Origin of the sequence: Crocosphaera sp. UHCC 0190 (assembly GCF_034932065.1) — a bacterium.
Taxonomy (GTDB): Bacteria; Cyanobacteriota; Cyanobacteriia; order Cyanobacteriales; family Microcystaceae; genus UHCC-0190.
Map to the genome: position 1 here is coordinate 141,662 of NZ_JAYGHP010000004.1, position 17,719 is coordinate 159,380.

Below are 17,719 nucleotides of genomic sequence, written 5' to 3' on the forward strand. Positions count from 1 at the left end.
TTTTGATACACTCGTAATAATACCAATTTCCTAAAGTCAAGCTACATATTTTTCTAGGGGTCAACGGCCGTTGACCCCTACAACATCTTCAGCTTTAATTACTGTAGGTTGTAATACTGTAAGATGAAAGTCTTTGCGCGTTTTAGCACTCAAAAATTTACGTTGTAAAGTTTCCCATTCTTGCCATTTCTGATAACGGTTTTCCCGTAAAATTTGAGAACACATAGGCATCTTTTCTATGATATTATCACCAAACACATTATCAAGAAACTCAGCTAAAACAAAACTATCTTGAATATCTCCTAATACTGTTTGTATATCTTTGATATCTGTGAGATAATCTTGATATGTATCCCCATAAAAATGCGTAAATAGTTCCATATTATAGCGGGTTCGTTTGGCTTCTTTCCTTAAATCATGCAAAATCAGACCTTGTTGCATTAATAAAGTTTCTACTGCTTCCTGAGATAAACCATCAGGAAAAAATGCTTCCCCTTCTCTAAATTTAACCCCAATAACCCATCCTGAATGAAGCATAAATTGACTGACTTGAGGTAAGAGAAGATCTGCTAAAATTTCCTGAATATAAATAGCAGCAATATCATGATAATTTGGTTGATTTAACCACTTTTCAAAGGATTCTTTGAGTTTTAGGTAATTTTTGCTATTTAACAGTTTTTTTACTCTTTTAAAAACTTTCTTTCTTTGTTTAGTTACATACAATAAAACTTGGTCTAGATATTTTTGTTCTTTCGATGGCAAAATTGGATAATATTTATTATCTAAAGTATCTTCCAAAACATCAAGATCTCGTAAATTACCTAATATTTTTGCAATGTTGCCTACCTTCTTTTCTTGAGCATTTTTCGGTAAATCTAAAGCCGGATTAAATCCATTAATAGCACTTCTTAAACGTCGCATTCCCACACGCATTTGATGTAATTCTTCGGGATCTTTATCCTCTAAAACAGCTAATTCATACTTCAGAAATTTATGATAATGTTTGGCGATCGCTACATAGGCCCAGTCACCAAAGGTTGTCGGTTCATGTTCTAAATATTCCGTCATTTTGCTACCTCCTAATGACACTTTACTCGAAAGGTTGTACTATATCTTTGATGGGTTTTCTCTTAATCAACTTTTACTTTATCTTCATTCTAAGCCATGAAATTCCAAAAGTTATCGAAAAGTTAAGTAATTTTAAGCTGAACTTAACCCTGTATTTGACTGGTTAGAATTTATGGGTTTAATTAGCTATACTAATACTTCACCTTATCAGACTTGTAATACCATTTTCATCAACTTGGACTATAGAGGTGGATGTTGTAGGAGTCAACGGCCGTTGACTCCTACAAAAATGCGTAGCTAGACTTTAGGAAATTAGTATAACTTAGTAGCAAAGTGCATTATTTTCTCTTTCTGTCTTCCCTTATAAGCGTCATCCTATTTACCCTTATGGGATGTCAAAAAACCTCTGTCACGCCTCAAATTGAGTCATCTCCTATCGTCATTCCTTCCCCAACTCCGACGGTTTCTCCTGCATCTCCTGAAGAACGAAAAAAAGCTGCTGAGTTGCGACAATTAGGCTTAAAATATCGTCAACAGGGTCAATTTTCTGAGGCACTCAAAACCTTAGAAGAATCTGTTAACCTTGATCCTCAAAATCTATCTGGGTTAGTATTATTAGGATGGACATATCATTTAGCAAAACAGCCAGAACCCGCCATAAAAAACCTACAAAATGCTTTAATTGTCGATCAAAATCATGTTCCTGCCTTGAATGCTTTGGGCATTGTTTATTTGGTGAATAATAATTTAGAGCAAGCCGTTAAAATTCATAACCAGGCGATTACCTTAAAACCAGATAATGAAATTGCTCACTATAATCTAAGTTTAGCTTATCATCTTCTAAAACAATATGACATAGCCCAAACCCATGCTCAAAAAGCAACATCTCTCGAACCCTATAACCCCCATCCTTGGGTAGCTTTAGCCATAATTTATGAACAGCAAGGAGAAACTAAATTAGCCCAAGAAGTTTATAATAAAGCTATCTCTTTAGATGGTCGTTACCGTCAAACTAATTTTTTAGATCATCTCACAGAGGCCGGATTTAGCACAGAGCAAATTCAGCAAGTTAAGAACATTTTACCGAGGCTGTAGTCTCGGAGGGAACGGGGGACGGGGAACGGGTAACAGTAATTTCTGTTTCCTTAGTTCAACCCGTTCCCGCATTTTCGCCCCCGTAAGCATTCCCCTATCGACTACTCGATAGAAATGGCCTGAGGCCCAGACCCATTATCTTTGGTATTGTCCGTGTAGGTAAAATTGGTCAGTCCTTGCTTTTGGAGCCAACCTTTTAAGGGATCTTCTGACAGTTTGAGTTTAAGCGCACCGGAGACAAGTCCCCCAGTAAACGCTAGGGGTTGCTGGACAAATTCTTTGACAATTGGCTGTAATTCGTCGAAGAACATTTTAAACCTCCTGGTTTGATTCAGATTTGGGGTGAATAATGCCCCCTTTAAATGTTAAGTTAATTTAAGTTAATCGGATACTGTTGAGCCGTTATTTTGCTATGTCTGTTACTAAAGATACATCAAAGTCTATGAATCGTGGGCTATTAACCACAATTATTTTGTTAGGTATTGTCATTATTTGGATCGGTGCTAGACTGATTTTTCCTGATGTTCCTACGATTTTTGCTGGGACAATACCGGATAATTTAGGGAGCAATAATGGACAATTAGCCTCTTGTCCTAATACGCCAAATTGTGTCAGTTCTCAAAGTAAGGATGCAGAACATTCGATTAAACCCTTATCCTATCAGGGGGATAATTCAGACGCGATCGCTAAGCTAAAAACCATTATTAATCAACAAGAGCGCAGTCAAATTATTTCAGAGACTGATGATTATCTTTATGCTCAATTTACGAGTCCTTGGATGGGATTTGTTGATGATGTTGAGTTTTATGTTAATTCCCAACAAGGAAGAATAGAAGTGCGTTCAGCTTCTCGTTTGGGTGAATCTGATTTAGGGGTAAACCGTCAAAGAATTGAACAAATTAGACAGGCATTTAAAACGACTGTAGGGGCATAATAATATTATGCCCTCCTTATGATCTACGGGCTTAACATTGTTAAGCCCCTACTCAACTTATCATATAATTACTATGCAGTTTATTATTGAAGCAATTAAACAATCTCCGAATCATTGTATTACTTTTGCGGATTATATGAATTTAGTTTTATATCATCCCCAAGAGGGCTATTATAGTTCTGGTCAGGTGAAAATTGGTTCCCAAGGTGACTTTTTTACTGCTGCTTCTTTGGGGTCAGATTTTGGGGAATTACTAGCCGAGCAATTTATCGAAATGGCGGATATTTTGGCAGAGAAAGAGGGATTTACTCTGGTCGAAATTGGCGCAGGTTCAGGAGTTTTAGCCGCAGATATTCTAACTTATTTGCAGAAACATTATTCTGATTTTTATGATAAATTTAATTATGTTATTATTGAAGAATCAACGGGATTGATTGAACAACAAAAAGCCTTACTTAAAGATGTAGATAAAGTTACTTGGACATCTTGGGAAGATATTAATGATAACTCAATTATTGGCTGTATTTTTAGTAATGAATTAATTGATGCTTTTCCTGTTCATCAGATAGTCATTCAAAATCAAGTATTAAAGGAAATATATGTTACTTGGGCAGATAATCAAATTAAAGAAATTATTCAAGATTTATCAACCCCTAGATTATTAGACTATTTTAAATTAATCGAGATTGATTTTCCTAATAATACTTATCCTGAAAATTATCGAACAGAAATCAATTTAAAGGCATTAGATTGGTTAGAAACTGTTAATAATAAACTCAACAAAGGCTATTTATTAACCATAGATTATGGCTATACTGCCCCTAAATATTACCATCCACAACGCTATCAAGGAACATTAAAATGTTACTATAAACATCGTCATCATCATGATCCTTATCTCAATATTGGGCAACAAGATATTACGGCTCATGTGGATTTTACCGCTTTAGAAAAACAAGGAAAATTGCTAGAATTAGAAACATTAGGATTAACAGAACAAGGATTATTTTTAATGACATTAGGATTAGGGAATCGCTTATCAGAATTATCTAATGGGAACTATAGTTTACCAGAAATTTTCAAACGTCGAGATGCTTTACATCAATTAATTGATCCCACCGGGTTAGGAGGATTTAAAGTTTTAATTCAAGGAAAAAGTTTAACTGAAAAACAAAAATCCCAAACATTAAAAGGATTAAATCGACCTTTTTAATTTGTCTAAAGTTTTATGTCGTTGCTTAAAAATAGTTTATAAATAGAACATTTTTTGTTGTAATATGTAGTTACAACTAGCATAGCTTTCTAAGCTCAGTACAAGTCTTGCTTTTGACAGACAGCCTAGAAGACTGTGTTACCATTTACATCTCAAGCATTTACTAATAGAAGCACTAGATAGGTTTTATTAAGATAATGAAACATTTAAAAATTGTTCTTTGTTTATTAATAACTGGTGGGAGTTTATTTTTGAGTCCCACCTTAACTGTAGCTCAACCTTCAACATCTCTCAGATTATCCACAACCGGAGTAAAAACAACAGAGGAACTTTTAAACAAAGTCTGTAATTTTCTTAAAGAGCGATCAACTTTTACGGTTGAAATAGATATTACCTATGACAATATTTTGCAATCTGGAGAAAAAGTTCAATACAGTGCTTATCAAAAAGTTTTGGTTAATAAACCCAATCAATTGCGTTCAGATTATGTTGGTGATCAACGCAATACCAGCTTTTATTATGATGGAAAAAACTTCACCTTATTTAATCCTAATTTGAATCTTTATGGAACAAAACCTGCGCCTTCTAATCTAGATGAAGCAGTGAATAATATTGAGGAAAAATATGGCATTACTATTCCCATGTCTAACCTATTTGTTAGTGATCCTTGTAATGCTATTAAATCAGAAATTCAAGAATCTTTATATCTGGGATCTAGTTTAGTAAATCGTGAATCAACCTATCATATTTTGTTGGTTGGAGAAACTAGAAATATTCAACTTTGGATTAGTCAACAGGAACCATTTGTCCCGCTTAAAGCGATTATTACTTACAAAGATTTACCAGAGTCACCACAATATACAGCTATGTTTTCTAATTGGGATTTCAAGCCAGAAATCGGGTCTGATACCTTCACTTTTAGCCCATCCGAAGATACGTTTCAGATTGAATTTTTGCCTTCCGATAAAGGAAATTAAAAACAAATAAAAGTTGTATTTTAGCACTAACAACGAGATAAAATCATGAAACGTTTTTTCCGTCAATCTTTAATTACTTTTGTGGCTATTCTATTAGCGACCAGTTTACTATCAGTAGATGCAACTTACGCCCAACGTCGCGGAGGTGGTAGTCGTGGGGGAGGGAGTAGCTATCGCGGTGGTGGGGGTGCATCTTCTAGAGTTAATAGTAGTGTCAATTTGCAAAATCGCGGTAATTTTAATGGGTCACGTTCCTCTGAACGTTCTATAAACTCTCAAACTCGTCAAGGAAACCAACAAACTCGACAAGGTAATATTCAACAAAACCAACAAACTCGACAAGGTAATATTCAACAGAACCAACAAACTCGTCAGGGGACTCAGCAGGAACGTCAAACAGAACGAACTGAGAGGACTAATACCCGTCAACAACAACAGACAGAAAGAACTAATACTCGTCAAGAACAAAGTACAAACAGACAACAAAATCGACAAGATTTTATTGATGATAATTATTATAGAGGTGGCTGGTATGGAGGAGGTTATTATGTTCCTGCGGCTTGGGGGTGGGCAGGTTTAGCAACGGGTTTAGCCATTGGTGCGAGTGTTGCTTCTCCTCCTCCTTATTACGACACAGTTTATCTGGGTTCCACGTCTTATATTTATTCAGATGGCATCTATTTTGAACCCACTGGCAGTTCTTATGTCGTGGTTGCGCCCCCTACTGGTGCGGTAGTGTCCTACTTACCAGAAGGTTGTAGCCAAACTCAGGTTAATAATACTGTTTACTATAGTTGTAGTGACATTTATTATGAGCCATTCTATCAAAATGGCAGCACGGTTTATCGAGTTGTCAAATTATGATTTTAACAGTATCAGAAATTAAATAAATAGAGAATCGAGAAAAGAACCCTTATAACTTCTGACTTCGAGCAAAGCGATAAAAAATCCCCACCAAAAAGGCAGGGAAAGAACAAGAGAAAAGGGCCGAACTCATAGAGTTTAACGACCAAGCTTTTGAGAATAGGCAACCATTCCAGCACTTACAACCTGTCCATAGGTATCTAAGCGATCTTGTTGTCCAGCACGAGTGGGAGCAAAAAATGTATCGGTTAAGCCCATTGAGGCGAACATGATGGTAGCGGCGAGAATGATGTAGTTGCGGACGATGGTGGTGTTGTTGGTGGTGGTGGTAGACATTTTCGTGACCTCGTTTCCTCTTGTTACCTTCAATATATGAGGTGAATAGGGGTGATGTCAGTCCCAAAACTTATGTATATTAAGGGTTTTAACCGTTCCCTTTCTCCCTTGCGAAGTGGAAATAAGTGGAACTTTTTCTAATAGACATCTCCAAAAGCCCAAATTTTACCCCGATGATACAAGGTTTTGAGGTTAATTTCTGGAGATGTCTAATGGGCCATAGTAAGCATCCAACTATAAGCAACGATAAGCACGAAAACCAAGCCTATCAGAAGTTCTGCGTGAGTAGAAATCAAATTTGACCAACTTTCTCGGAAAAAATGCAGACTTTCTCGCCGTTTCTGTCCCAGTTGTTTCATTAACCTTTCAACTTCTCTATCAACTTCCTCTATAGATATTTGACCTTGCTTGTAACGAGATTCGATCTGGTCTAACTGTTGCCAATATTCTTGGGTTGCTTCAAAAAGGTTAGGAAACATAGTTGATAAGGGGTAGGGTAATCTCAAAAAAGACTGATGAACTGTAACGTTGTGTTAACTTGATCATAAGAAAAGTTACAAAAGTTCACAATGAGGGTAATCCGTACCTGATACCAAATCCGGTTATGATAGGCCATGGTCAAAAGTCCCAGAAGTAGGCTCAATTCATGAATTGAGCCTACGGATATGATTGTAAAAAAAACCAGTCCAAGGAATTAACTTGAACTGGGGTTTAGGAGTAGCCAATGAAGGGTGAAAAGATCAATTCAACGGCTTACCCTGTATACGGAGACACTTTTATTTTGCGTAGCTAGAAGGGCGACGCTTCAAAACTTAACAGACTGGCTTTACTCACGAATGTTTGATCATCCTGGCAATCATGACCAGAGATGATTAAACTTTGTTCCCATGCAACATTAAAATTCTGAATCAGAGTCTCGATATTCATCATCTTTCAATTTCCGTTGTTGTTGAATTGATTCCTGAAACGCACCAATCACAAACCCTAATGCTGCACCACCAATGAGAAAAATGGTTTTCCTTTGTTCTCTTTGGGCTATTTTTGTCAGAGCTAAACCAAACATTGCACCAATAAGTGCGGTCATAATGCCAGCAAAAATAACTTTTCTAATATTCATAATTGTTGACTTGAAAAATTTCTTAATTGATGTTTTATCATCTATTTACATAAACACAAAAGAATAAATTAACAACAAAATTGTGCTGACAAACAGTAGATGATTCATCCAATCATTAAACGTCCATTTTTTAAACATTTTAGTTATTTACTCCTTAATTAAATGGTTGTTTGATTGAAGTTTTGATGTAGAGACGTTATCCATAACATTTCTACCGATGATAATTTATTTACTCATGTTCAGAAGATGTCCTAAAAATCGGGGTGGGTTCTTCTTCTTCTTGGGGTTGAGTCGGAGGGATTTTTTTCCCTTTTCCTCCCCCACCTCCTGGAGATGTGGGCGGTTTTTGACCTCCTTCAAGAATATATTTTTCAAAGTTTTTAATCACAATATAAAGAATAGGAACTAACACCAAACTTAACACCGTTGCTAAGGCCAAACCCCCAAAAATTGCCGTTCCCAAAGACCAACGACTGACTGCCCCCACACTCGAAGCACTTAATAGGGGAGCAAACCCCACCAAAGAAGAAACTGCCGTCATCAAAATGGGGCGTAACCGTTGTTCAGCCGCCGTAATGGCTCCTTGGCTAATACTCATGCCTAAATCACGAGCTTGGTTAGCAAATTCCACGATTAGAATGGCATTTTTAGCCGCTAAACCAATCAACATCACCAACGCCACCTGAGCATACATATTATTATTTAAAATGGGCCAGATGCCGTTTCCAGGGTTAAAAGGAGCAGTTTGCACAAAAGCCACCCGTAACCAAATCATGCCCAACGCGCCCAAAATAGCCAAGGGAACCGTCAATAAGATGATGATGGGGTCAATATAGCTTTCATACTGAGCAGCTAAGACCAAAAACACCATGACAAATGCTAAACCAAACACGATAGGGGCAGCCCCCGCAGAGCTTTTTTCCTCTGCTGCGGTGTTAGTCCATTCATAACCAAACCCTGGTTGTAAGGTTTCCCTGGCTACTTCTTCCATCACTTTGATCACCTGTCCTGAACTATAACCAGGAGCAGGAGAGGCAATTAATTTAATCGCCGGATAGGTTTTAAAACGGGTCAAAATGGGGGGATAGGTAATTCTTTCAGGGGTAACTAAATTACTTAATTGTACAATTTCCCCATTGCGCGATCGCACATACAAACGGCCAATATCATCAGGGTTGGCCCGATTTTCTGCTTTTGCTTGAGCATAGACCCGATAGAGACGACCTTCAAACACAAATTGATTGACATAATTAGAACCAATATAGGTTTGTAGGGTTCTTAAAATATCTTGAATGTCAATATTTTGGGCTTTGGCCTGTTCCCGATCAATAGACATAGTGATCAAAGGACTATTAAAGGTAAACGTGGTAAAAGTTCGCCCAATTTCTGGTCTTTGATTCGCTGCCGCCATCACTCGTTGAGTATTATCAATTAAAGCATCCATGCCCTTTAATTGACGATCTTGGATAAAAATTTCTGAGCCATCAAAACTACTTAAACCATCAACTGGGGGCGCATTTGTAGCAAAAACCCTTGCTCCTGAGACTTGTTGAGCAAAGGCCCGATTAAGATTTTGAATAATACCAAAGGCTGATTTTTGGGGGCCGGGGCGTTCTTCCCAAGGTCTTAATTTAATAAAGGTCAGAGATTTATTAGCATTTCTTCCTTCAAAGGAAAATCCGGTCAAGCTGATCACATGATCTAAAACTTGATCAGCATTTTCCATGTTTTGAATAATCTTAGTCGTTTGCTGATCAATATCATAGGTATAGTTGAGGGAAACTCCAGGAGGTGCTTCCGTAATGCCGAAAAAATAGCCTTGATCTTCGGCCGGAATAAAACCTGATGCCATCGTTGTATAAATCCACCAAGTCGCAATTAATCCCCCAATAAACGCCGCCATGATGATAATTTTGATATGGGTAAGGAAGGAAATAAAGCGACGATACCCTTCCCGAATTAAATCAAACCCTCGGTTAAACCAGCGAAAAAACAGGGCTAAGGGGCCATGTTGTTCTTCCGGTGGCCCTAATAAAATAGCCGCCATAGTAGGGGAGAAAGTTAGGGCGTTGAAGGTAGAAAAGATAACCGCAAAGATGATGGTTAAAGCAAACTGACGGTACACAATACCTGTTGTCCCTGGAAAGAAACAAACAGGAATAAATACGGCCATCAACACCACCGAGGTCGAAATTGTTGCCCCAAATAATTCATCCATGGAGTCCATCGCTGCTTGCATGGGGCGCATTCCTTGGGCCAACTTACTCGAAACCGCTTCCACAATTACGATCCCATCATCCACCACTAACCCTGTCGCTAACACACAAGCAAACAGACTTAACTGGTTGAGGGTGAACCCAAAGGCATTTAAACCGATCATTGCCCCTACTAACGCAACAGGAATAGCAATACCAGGAATAACGGTGGTACGCCAATCTTGAAGAAAGACAAAGATCACCAGCACAACTAAAGCGATCGCCTGAATTAAGGTAATGCTTAAATCATTAAGAGACGCATTGACAAATAATGTATTATCTAACCCAATAACCACCTTTAACCCAGGGGGAAAATTCGGTTCTAACTCAGCCATTTTGGTCTTGGCAGCTTCAGCAGTTTCTAAGGCATTACTTCCGGGTAATTGATAGATTAAAAAAGACACCCCTGGAGAACCATCTACATTCACTAAGGTGTCATAGTTTTCCATACCCAGTTCAGCATAGCCTACATCCCTAATGCGGATTAAGGTGCCATTTTCCCCTACTTTGACCACCATATCTTCCGCTTCATCAACGGTGGTAAATCGTCCCGCAACCCGCAAAGGTAATTCAAACTGTTGGTCTTTTGGAGCGGGTTGTTGCCCAATTCTGCCGATTCCTACCTCAAAATTCTGTTCATTAATCGTCCCTACCACATCTAACGCCGTGAGTCCTCTGGCCGCTAATTTATCGGGGTCAAGCCAAATTCTCATGGCATAGTTAGCACCCCCAAAAAGAGTAACGGAACCCACCCCTGGCAACCCTTTCATCTCATTCCAGATGTAGCGATCGACATAGTTATAGAGAAATGTTGTATCATAAATGGGTTTACCATCGGGGCCATTTTCGGCATAAAACCCATAAACCAGGGTTAAACTGGGAGATTGAGTATTGGTTCTGATCCCTGCTTGGTTAACCACCGAGGGTAAAGTAGATTGGGCTTGGGAAACTCGGTTTTGGACAAGTACCTGCGCCGTATTCCGATCAATTTCTGTCGGAAAGGTGACGTTAACGGAAACATTCCCCGTATTATCGGTAAAAGAGTCAATCCATCTAACTTGTTCGGTTCCGTTGATTTCCCGTTCTAACACAGTGGTAACGTTATCTTCAGTCGTTTTGGCATCTGCCCCAATATAATTGGCCGTTACCGCTACCTTTTTCGGTGCAATTTCCGGCAACTTATCCAATGGTAACAGGGCCATAGATATAGTTCCCAAAAGCACAATCACAATGGTGCAGACGGTACTTAAAACTGGTCTTTTAATAAAGGCGTTTGATAAGGAAAGTAACATAAATCCTTGATCGCTGAAGGACTGGCGAAAAACTAATTTTAGTATGATTGTAGGAGATAATCTGAATAATTATCCCAATTAAGGTAAGAAATATATAAAAATTACTCCCTCCCTCCCAGCTTGTCCCGAAGTTAATACCAATAGATTACCAAACCCCAACAAGCTATTTATTTCTCTTGGTTTCCACTTTTTTCCTGTAACGTTCTCTTAATTAGTCCCAAGATTTCCCTTATTTATGGGACTGACATCCTCAAGTTTCCAAGCTAAATTGATATTAAGGGCAAAACGCAGATAAACACGATAACCGTACTGTCTTCGGCTAACACCTGCCTCTACAAGTTATCTTCAGATGCGGTGTGTTGGGTGTGAGGGGTCATTGTTTTTGGGGAGAAGTCGTTATTTTAACGATTTCTCTTTCTCGCTAAAAGAAGATCTTGAATCCAACGTTCAACGCGATCGCCCATAGCGGTTAAAGAAAATTCATCTTCTGCCTGAAGACGACAAGTTTGACGGTTAATCTCATCTAAACGGGGAATCTTGGCCACTAAGTCGGTAATACTATCTGGTTCAATCAAAAATCCTGTTTTTCCATCTTGAATAATTTCTGCGGGGCCACCTCGTCGATAAGCAAGAACAGGAACCCCACAGGCTAAGGCTTCAATTACTACCTTACCAAAAGCCTCTACCCATTTTTGGGTCATCAACATCCCCTTACAACTACCTAACGCTTCCTGTAAGGCTGGTTGAGGGAGAAAGCCTAAGTATTCTACATCAGCATCGGGATATTTATTACAGATAGCTTGCCAATAGTCAGGATCTTGCATCATCCCCATCACTTTCAAGGGCATTTTAACCTGTTGGGCGGCAGCGATCGCATCTTCTAAGCCTTTTTCGGGAGAAATTCTCGACACCCAAGCCAATTGATTTTTGGCAGTCGGAGAAAAGCGATAAGACTCTACGTCAATGGCATTGGATAAGAGGCGCACATTCTTTAAGCCAAATGTCTCGATTTGGGCTTGAGTATAAAAAGCCACCTGTAGAGGATATTCATGAGCAATTTTAATCACCGCCTCATCCATAAATCGAGAAATCGAACTCATGACAATAATATGAGCCACGGGACATTGAAAAAAGGGAGTCAGATAGAGGGGAAGCCAATCGTAGGCAAAATTAAGAATCAAATCATAGCGATTTTGTTGCGATCGCGCATATTCCCACATATTAGCCAAGAGGGAATTGGGGGGCAAAATTATGGGGCTGTCTCGATCTTGGGTTTGGGCGGGAATTTGTACGTTACCTTCAATTTCAATCACGGGAATGTCTGGCAATTTAGATCCCGCAGCGGCCATTACTTCGACTTCATAACCCCGCCGTCGCAATGCCGTGGCAATATTATATAAGGTGAGTTCTGCCCCTCCACCAAAACCAGACCCCAAAAAGCCCACTGAGGTAGCCGCAAACAGAATTTTAAGCATAATTTCAAGATTAACCTAGAAAATTCAGAAAAATGACGATTGCTCCCCCCTTACATTATATCCCCTGCTTGGGGACGTAACAAAACTTCTTCTGGTACACAATGGGGAGATAGATTATAACAGGCATAAACAAGATCGGCCACGTCTTCGGGTTGAATAAAACGCTCAGGCGGTAAATCTGTCCCTTGCCAACTATCGGTTATGGTCGCACTGGGCAAAATAGCGGTTACTTTAATATTATGGGGTTTTAATTCTTCCCGCAGCACCTTAGAAAAGCCTAAGAGAGCAAATTTAGTAATCGTATAAGAGCTACCTTTAGGATAGGGAATTAAACTAGCCACTGAACAGATATTAAAAATATGTCCTTGTTTTTGTTTCATAAATGGTTCTATCAACTCCCTGGTGAGATAATAGGCACTATAGACATTAGTTTGCATCATTAATTCTAGATTTCCCTCTGGTTCATCGTAGATTTGTCCTGGAATAAATAACCCGACATTATTCACCAGTACATCAATCATTAAACCTGTATCTTGAATAAATTGGGCAAACCGTTTTACTTCACTTTTTTGGGATAAATCAGCAGCAAAACAATGTAACTCTATCTCAGGATATTGGGCTTTCAGGGCTTCTAAATGAGAGGATTTTCGGGAACAAACCAAGGGAATAAAGCCCTCACTGACAAATTTTTCCAAAATTGCCCGACCAATTCCTTTGCTACCACCTGTAATTACAATCGCTTTTTTCGTCACCCCAGATCTCCCAAATAGTTTTAACTAGATTGAATGATACTACGATTTCTGTTTTTCTCTCTTTGATATTCAGAACTTGTTATGCTAAATCAATACCGACCTAATAGTTTTACATAGTAGGTTCGGTATAGCCAATTTTAAGATCTTAATTTTCCTAACCATCGCCATAATTTTGCGCCCCATTCTTCTAAGCGATGAATGATTAAATCAAACCATTCTAAGACCCTAACTAATGGATGTTTGATATATCCGGTTGACTTGGCTTCAGTTTCTACCCAGTCTGATGAGACTTGCTCTATTTTATTTTTAGGGGAAGGTTGAATAATTGATGAGGGATTAGAAAATGGTTTAACGAGAGATTTATTAACTTTTTTAGGGGCAGTAATTCCTTTTAAATTTGATTGACTCTTAGTTAAAGATTTAGAGGATTTTGGGGGGGCTAATTGACGTTCAATCTTTTTCTTTAAAGATTTTATCGGATTTTTGGGTAACTTTTCAGACTGGGGTAAAAATGCCGGAGAAATCGGGTTAGGGATATCCTCTAAAATAGAAGAATTTTCCCCATATAAATCATCCCAAGACAACCAAGGATCGTCTATCTTTTCACTATTAAATCCCTCTTGAGAAGCCTTAGCTGATGTTAATATTTTATCGGATTGCTTTTGTTTTAATTGACTATTTCTCGAAGTTTTACCAAAAAAGTAATCAATGGCTGCATAAATTAAAACTTGCAAAGAAAATGGATCGGAATTATCAGCATTTAGGGACGAATTAGCTTTTTTTTCTGGGTTTACTCCCCATTTTTCCAGGATTTGCCAGGGTTTTTCTAATACCTGAATGGACTCTGAACCCTCTATTAATGAAGGGTTGCTGTCTGGAGAAGAAGATAATTTCTGTTGAGAAGTTTTAGCAAAAAAGTAAGCGATCGCCTGTTGAATAATATTTTTAAGTTGTCCTAACTTATCTGAAGATGTTTCTGGAATTGTTTTTTCCCAGTTAGCTAATTGATCATCCAGTTGCGTCAATAAGGGGAAAGTTTCACTTGAGGTGGAGGAAGTGACTTGAGAAGAGGGGACAAGAGATGATTCTCCAAAGAGATCAATGGCGATCGCAACGGGACTGGTTTGCACCCAACGCATAATCTGCCAAAACCAACGAATAGGGGGTAATACTTGCTCTTGACGTTGGGAAAATGTCGGGATTAATCCTAATTTTTCCTGAGTTTGGCTTTGTTTTAAATCGTACCAATAATTAGCGATTTCTAGGCTAATTTGTCTCTGTAAATAGATTTGTTGGGACTCAGACAAAATATCTAGGGTGCTGTTATCTTCGGTGACTAAGACTAAATGATGATTGTTGATCTCACTGGCCATTCCTTGGATGAGAATAGGTAAGTCAATCGAGTTATTTTCTAAACTGTTGAGAATAGCATCGGGATCTGAGAGAGATTCCTGAATTTTTTGGCGTATTTTTCGGGTTAAATTGCTTAAATATGGAGCATTTTCCTGATTTTGCTCATTTAAGATCTCTGTCTCCTCTAAGCATCGTTCCGCCTCTTCTAAAAGCCGTTTGAGGGGACGATCAACCTGTTGGGGTGCCTCTATGGTTTGATGGGGTAAGACAGCTTGTTTAAAGGTGTTTCCTAGCCGTTTTTTGGTGCTGCGTCCCGCTTGTACCATAAGATAGATGGGGTAAATCAGGATTTGTGTTCCCCATTCCACAGCTATTCTGAGGTGTTGCGCGGACTGAAATAGGCGATCGCGCCATCGTAGAGATTGACGGTTCAGAAAGTTAAAGAGTCTGCTTTTATAGGGACTATGATCAGAAGATGACATTGCGCTTGCTTAGGGGCGACTCAATTGCTTTTTATTATGCCTGAAAAGGGCAAAAAATGATAAATTATCTTCTTTGTCCATAACGAGCATTAGATAACTTTAGAGAAATTTAATTGAATTTATCTTTTTATATAGTAGTATTTTTTTCTTTTAAAATCAAGGATTATTAACATTATTTCAAAAATAAATAGATTTTTATTCTTTAATCTTTTCTCAATCTTTGACAGACTGTCTTTGGTAATATCTGGATAAATTTTCTAGGATGATAATTATTTGTTGCCAAATCTAGTTGAGGCTAAGATGATGAAAAATTATTCTCATGACTTCCTGAAGTTTATTATCTTGCTAATCACCGTTTTATTTTGTGTCGGATTTTCAGCACAAGCTAATTCAACTTTGTCTCAAAAGTCTCAAGATTCTCAACTATTTTATCAAGGCATTGCTCATCTTAACCAGGAAAATTATCAACAAGCGATCTGGCATTTTACACAAGTCATTAATGAAGATTATCCCTTAATAGGGGCGGCTTATACCAATCGCTGTTTAGCCCATTTACAATTAAATAATAATCAGTTAGCTAAACAAGATTGTACTCAAGCTTTAGCCTTAAATTCCGAGAATATAGAAGCCTATTTGAATCAGGGAATGGCTAATTATCGCTTAGGTAATTTTTCAGACTCTTTAGCTGCTTATCAAGAAGTGATTAAACGAGATAAAACTGATTATCGTGCTTATTATAATCAAGGCTTAGTTTATTTTCAATTAAAGGACTATGATCGTGCTTTAGAGGGTTATGAGAAGGCTTTACAATCTCACCAATTAAAAGAAGTATCTTCTAAAGCAATGATTTATTATGATCGGGGGTTAGTCCATTTACAATTAGGGGATTTTTCCTCTGCGATCGCTGATTTAACTCATGCCATTATTTTAGATAAATACAATGATAGAGCTTATTACAATCGAGCTTATGCCTATCAAAAAAGTAAAAATTATCGATTAGCATTTAGAGATTTTAATGAAGTCATCAAATTAAACCCTCAGTCAACATCAGCTTATGTTAACCGAGGAATTGTAGAGCAGAATTTAGGATTTCAAACATCGGCTTTTCAGGATTTTCGGATAGCCATTGAACAATATAAACAACAGGAGAAAATTATGGCTTATGAGGAAACCCTGAGTTTAATTCAGCAGCTAAAACGGATTATTGCTCAATCTCATGAAACCCTAATTGCTTAAATTAAGTCAGTGGGGATTGCCCACCCTACAGATATTATTTAACATTATAAATTATAGGTTTCTAGCCACTTTTTAGCTTGTTCTCTAATTATGTTAGAAATATTTTCTTTTGTTGCATTTGGCCAATAAAACTGGACATCATCATATCTGAAATCATCTAAAGCATTCCAAAGCAAATAAAAATCAAAAATTTCTTCTAAATAGTCCCAATTTAAACATAATTGATGAATTTCTCCAATCCCTTGAGCCTGAGAAATCTTGCCGTTGATAAAGTCTTTTAAAAGGACGGCAGTGTAAGCAAGAACTGCTGCTTTCCCTTCAAGTTTATAAACATTAAATTCTTGTAGAGTTTTATCGACATAATAAGTAATTTCTTGACGATTATTGACATGGGTTAATCCTGCTAAAATACGAAGACTAGGACTATCATAATCCATCATTAATAAAGAAACTGCCCAATCAATAATGTCTTCTAGAGGGACGCATAATGCACTAAATACTTGGGCTTTTGTAAAATCAGACATTTTTTTACAATAAATTTATCCATCTCTATTCTCATCATAAAAGATTAACTGAGTTTAACTTAAATTATTTAAGAAACGTAAAAATCTTGAATAGTTAAGCAAATTAATGTCATAATAGTTATATATAGTTAAATAATCTATCAATTAAAATGTCCCTACAAACCACAGAAAAACTATACAGTTTTGAAGACTATTGTACCTATGATGACGGCACAGACAACCGCTATGAATTAGTTGATGGAAAATTAGAGCTAATGAACCCACCTACCTTTCGACATTTACTGATTGCTGACTTTATTCAAGATATGTTTAAAGCAGAAATTAAGCGTCTTGAATTGCCTTGGTTATGTTTTAAAGAAGCAGGAATTAGAACAGGATGGCGTAAATCTCGATTACCAGATATTTATGTAATTCCTATCGAACAAATTAGGGAATATCTCGATCAATCTGCCATTGCTCAAACTTCACCTTTATTAGTAGTAGAAATTGTAAGTCCTGATTCAATTAAACGGGATTATCGTTATAAACGCTCAGAATATGCTGCCCTAGAAATACCTGAATATTGGATTATTGATCCCTTAGAAAATAAAATATCTATTCTTTACTTGGATGAGGGACTCTACGAAGAAACTAACTTAACCAATGACCAAAAAATTCAATCAAAAATTTTTACTGAATTATCTCTAACAGTTCAAAAAGTCTTAGAAGCTGGAAACTATTAATTATCAAATCATTGAGAAAATATT

At 37.6% G+C, this 17,719-nt stretch carries 17 protein-coding genes; 7 read left to right on the forward strand and 10 right to left on the reverse strand.

Annotated elements, in window-relative coordinates:
• Positions 1-60: 60 nt before the first annotated feature.
• Positions 61-1,068 (reverse strand): CHAD domain-containing protein, encoded by a 1,008-nt coding sequence (locus VB715_RS08185; RefSeq protein ID WP_323300706.1) that lies wholly within the window; start codon positions 1,066-1,068, stop codon positions 61-63.
• A 333-nt stretch (positions 1,069-1,401) separates the two neighbouring features.
• Between VB715_RS08185 and VB715_RS08190 the strand changes: the two genes are divergently transcribed.
• Positions 1,402-2,163 carry a tetratricopeptide repeat protein gene (locus VB715_RS08190; protein WP_416336916.1) on the forward strand — a complete coding sequence of 254 codons (762 nt, stop codon included), beginning with the start codon at positions 1,402-1,404 and terminating at the stop codon, positions 2,161-2,163.
• A 101-nt stretch (positions 2,164-2,264) separates the two neighbouring features.
• On the opposite strand, the gene VB715_RS08195 is transcribed toward VB715_RS08190, so the two are convergent.
• On the reverse strand, positions 2,265-2,474 hold the full coding sequence (locus VB715_RS08195) for a hypothetical protein (RefSeq protein WP_323300708.1): 210 nt from the start codon (positions 2,472-2,474) through the stop codon (positions 2,265-2,267).
• A 101-nt stretch (positions 2,475-2,575) separates the two neighbouring features.
• Between VB715_RS08195 and VB715_RS08200 the strand changes: the two genes are divergently transcribed.
• The 4 genes from VB715_RS08200 (at position 2,576) to VB715_RS08215 (ending at position 6,151) form a co-directional block, all read left to right on the forward strand.
• On the forward strand, positions 2,576-3,097 hold the full coding sequence (locus tag VB715_RS08200) for a DUF1499 domain-containing protein (RefSeq protein ID WP_323300709.1): 522 nt from the start codon (positions 2,576-2,578) through the stop codon (positions 3,095-3,097).
• Positions 3,098-3,170: 73 nt separating this feature from the next.
• Positions 3,171-4,310: a class I SAM-dependent methyltransferase gene (locus VB715_RS08205; protein WP_323300710.1), complete on the forward strand. Its 1,140-nt coding sequence runs from the start codon at positions 3,171-3,173 to the stop codon at positions 4,308-4,310.
• A gap of 197 nt (positions 4,311-4,507) precedes the next feature.
• Positions 4,508-5,287: a DUF2092 domain-containing protein gene (locus tag VB715_RS08210; protein ID WP_323300711.1), complete on the forward strand. Its 780-nt coding sequence runs from the start codon at positions 4,508-4,510 to the stop codon at positions 5,285-5,287.
• 45 nt (positions 5,288-5,332) lie between these two features.
• Positions 5,333-6,151 carry a DUF6515 family protein gene (locus VB715_RS08215; protein ID WP_323300712.1) on the forward strand — a complete coding sequence of 273 codons (819 nt, stop codon included), beginning with the start codon at positions 5,333-5,335 and terminating at the stop codon, positions 6,149-6,151.
• Positions 6,152-6,289: 138 nt separating this feature from the next.
• Here VB715_RS08215 and VB715_RS08220 read toward each other — a convergent pair whose 3' ends face one another.
• The 7 genes from VB715_RS08220 to VB715_RS08250 all read right to left on the reverse strand — a co-directional run bounded on the left by VB715_RS08220 (position 6,290) and on the right by VB715_RS08250 (position 15,213).
• The gene (locus VB715_RS08220) at positions 6,290-6,487 is read right to left on the reverse strand and encodes a hypothetical protein (protein ID WP_323300713.1); all 198 of its coding nucleotides are present in this window, start codon (positions 6,485-6,487) and stop codon (positions 6,290-6,292) included.
• A 209-nt stretch (positions 6,488-6,696) separates the two neighbouring features.
• Entirely contained in the window at positions 6,697-6,966 is a 270-nt protein-coding gene (locus tag VB715_RS08225; protein ID WP_323300714.1) for a hypothetical protein, read from the reverse strand.
• A gap of 416 nt (positions 6,967-7,382) precedes the next feature.
• The gene (locus tag VB715_RS08230) at positions 7,383-7,604 is read right to left on the reverse strand and encodes a hypothetical protein (RefSeq protein WP_323300715.1); all 222 of its coding nucleotides are present in this window, start codon (positions 7,602-7,604) and stop codon (positions 7,383-7,385) included.
• A gap of 229 nt (positions 7,605-7,833) precedes the next feature.
• Positions 7,834-11,151, reverse strand: a complete 3,318-nt coding sequence (locus tag VB715_RS08235) for an efflux RND transporter permease subunit (protein ID WP_323300716.1) — start codon at positions 11,149-11,151, stop codon at positions 7,834-7,836.
• Between the two features lie 401 nt (positions 11,152-11,552).
• Positions 11,553-12,629 (reverse strand): glycosyltransferase family 4 protein, encoded by a 1,077-nt coding sequence (locus tag VB715_RS08240; protein WP_323300900.1) that lies wholly within the window; start codon positions 12,627-12,629, stop codon positions 11,553-11,555.
• Positions 12,630-12,676: 47 nt separating this feature from the next.
• Entirely contained in the window at positions 12,677-13,378 is a 702-nt protein-coding gene (locus VB715_RS08245; RefSeq protein WP_323300717.1) for an SDR family oxidoreductase, read from the reverse strand.
• Between the two features lie 137 nt (positions 13,379-13,515).
• On the reverse strand, positions 13,516-15,213 hold the full coding sequence (locus VB715_RS08250; RefSeq protein ID WP_323300718.1) for a hypothetical protein: 1,698 nt from the start codon (positions 15,211-15,213) through the stop codon (positions 13,516-13,518).
• A 303-nt stretch (positions 15,214-15,516) separates the two neighbouring features.
• Between VB715_RS08250 and VB715_RS08255 the strand changes: the two genes are divergently transcribed.
• Positions 15,517-16,449, forward strand: coding sequence for a tetratricopeptide repeat protein (locus VB715_RS08255; protein ID WP_323300719.1), 933 nt, complete (start codon positions 15,517-15,519; stop codon positions 16,447-16,449).
• A gap of 44 nt (positions 16,450-16,493) precedes the next feature.
• Here VB715_RS08255 and VB715_RS08260 read toward each other — a convergent pair whose 3' ends face one another.
• Positions 16,494-16,973, reverse strand: a complete 480-nt coding sequence (locus tag VB715_RS08260) for a hypothetical protein (protein ID WP_323300720.1) — start codon at positions 16,971-16,973, stop codon at positions 16,494-16,496.
• 149 nt (positions 16,974-17,122) lie between these two features.
• Between VB715_RS08260 and VB715_RS08265 the strand changes: the two genes are divergently transcribed.
• The gene (locus tag VB715_RS08265; RefSeq protein ID WP_323300721.1) at positions 17,123-17,695 is read left to right on the forward strand and encodes a Uma2 family endonuclease; all 573 of its coding nucleotides are present in this window, start codon (positions 17,123-17,125) and stop codon (positions 17,693-17,695) included.
• The last annotated feature ends 24 nt before the right edge of the window (positions 17,696-17,719 follow it).

Bases quoted from the DNA above. Each gene is read 5' to 3' on its own strand.
- VB715_RS08185 (WP_323300706.1), bottom strand. From the start codon at position 1,068: ATGACGGAATATTTAGAACATGAACCGACAACCTTTGGTGACTGGGCC.
- VB715_RS08195 (WP_323300708.1), bottom strand. From the start codon at position 2,474: ATGTTCTTCGACGAATTACAGCCAATTGTCAAAGAATTTGTCCAGCAA.
- VB715_RS08200 (WP_323300709.1), top strand. From the start codon at position 2,576: ATGTCTGTTACTAAAGATACATCAAAGTCTATGAATCGTGGGCTATTA.
- VB715_RS08205 (WP_323300710.1), top strand. From the start codon at position 3,171: ATGCAGTTTATTATTGAAGCAATTAAACAATCTCCGAATCATTGTATT.
- VB715_RS08210 (WP_323300711.1), top strand. From the start codon at position 4,508: ATGAAACATTTAAAAATTGTTCTTTGTTTATTAATAACTGGTGGGAGT.
- VB715_RS08215 (WP_323300712.1), top strand. From the start codon at position 5,333: ATGAAACGTTTTTTCCGTCAATCTTTAATTACTTTTGTGGCTATTCTA.
- VB715_RS08220 (WP_323300713.1), bottom strand. From the start codon at position 6,487: ATGTCTACCACCACCACCAACAACACCACCATCGTCCGCAACTACATC.
- VB715_RS08225 (WP_323300714.1), bottom strand. From the start codon at position 6,966: ATGTTTCCTAACCTTTTTGAAGCAACCCAAGAATATTGGCAACAGTTA.
- VB715_RS08230 (WP_323300715.1), bottom strand. From the start codon at position 7,604: ATGAATATTAGAAAAGTTATTTTTGCTGGCATTATGACCGCACTTATT.
- VB715_RS08235 (WP_323300716.1), bottom strand. From the start codon at position 11,151: ATGTTACTTTCCTTATCAAACGCCTTTATTAAAAGACCAGTTTTAAGT.
- VB715_RS08250 (WP_323300718.1), bottom strand. From the start codon at position 15,213: ATGTCATCTTCTGATCATAGTCCCTATAAAAGCAGACTCTTTAACTTT.
- VB715_RS08255 (WP_323300719.1), top strand. From the start codon at position 15,517: ATGAAAAATTATTCTCATGACTTCCTGAAGTTTATTATCTTGCTAATC.
- VB715_RS08260 (WP_323300720.1), bottom strand. From the start codon at position 16,973: ATGTCTGATTTTACAAAAGCCCAAGTATTTAGTGCATTATGCGTCCCT.
- VB715_RS08265 (WP_323300721.1), top strand. From the start codon at position 17,123: ATGTCCCTACAAACCACAGAAAAACTATACAGTTTTGAAGACTATTGT.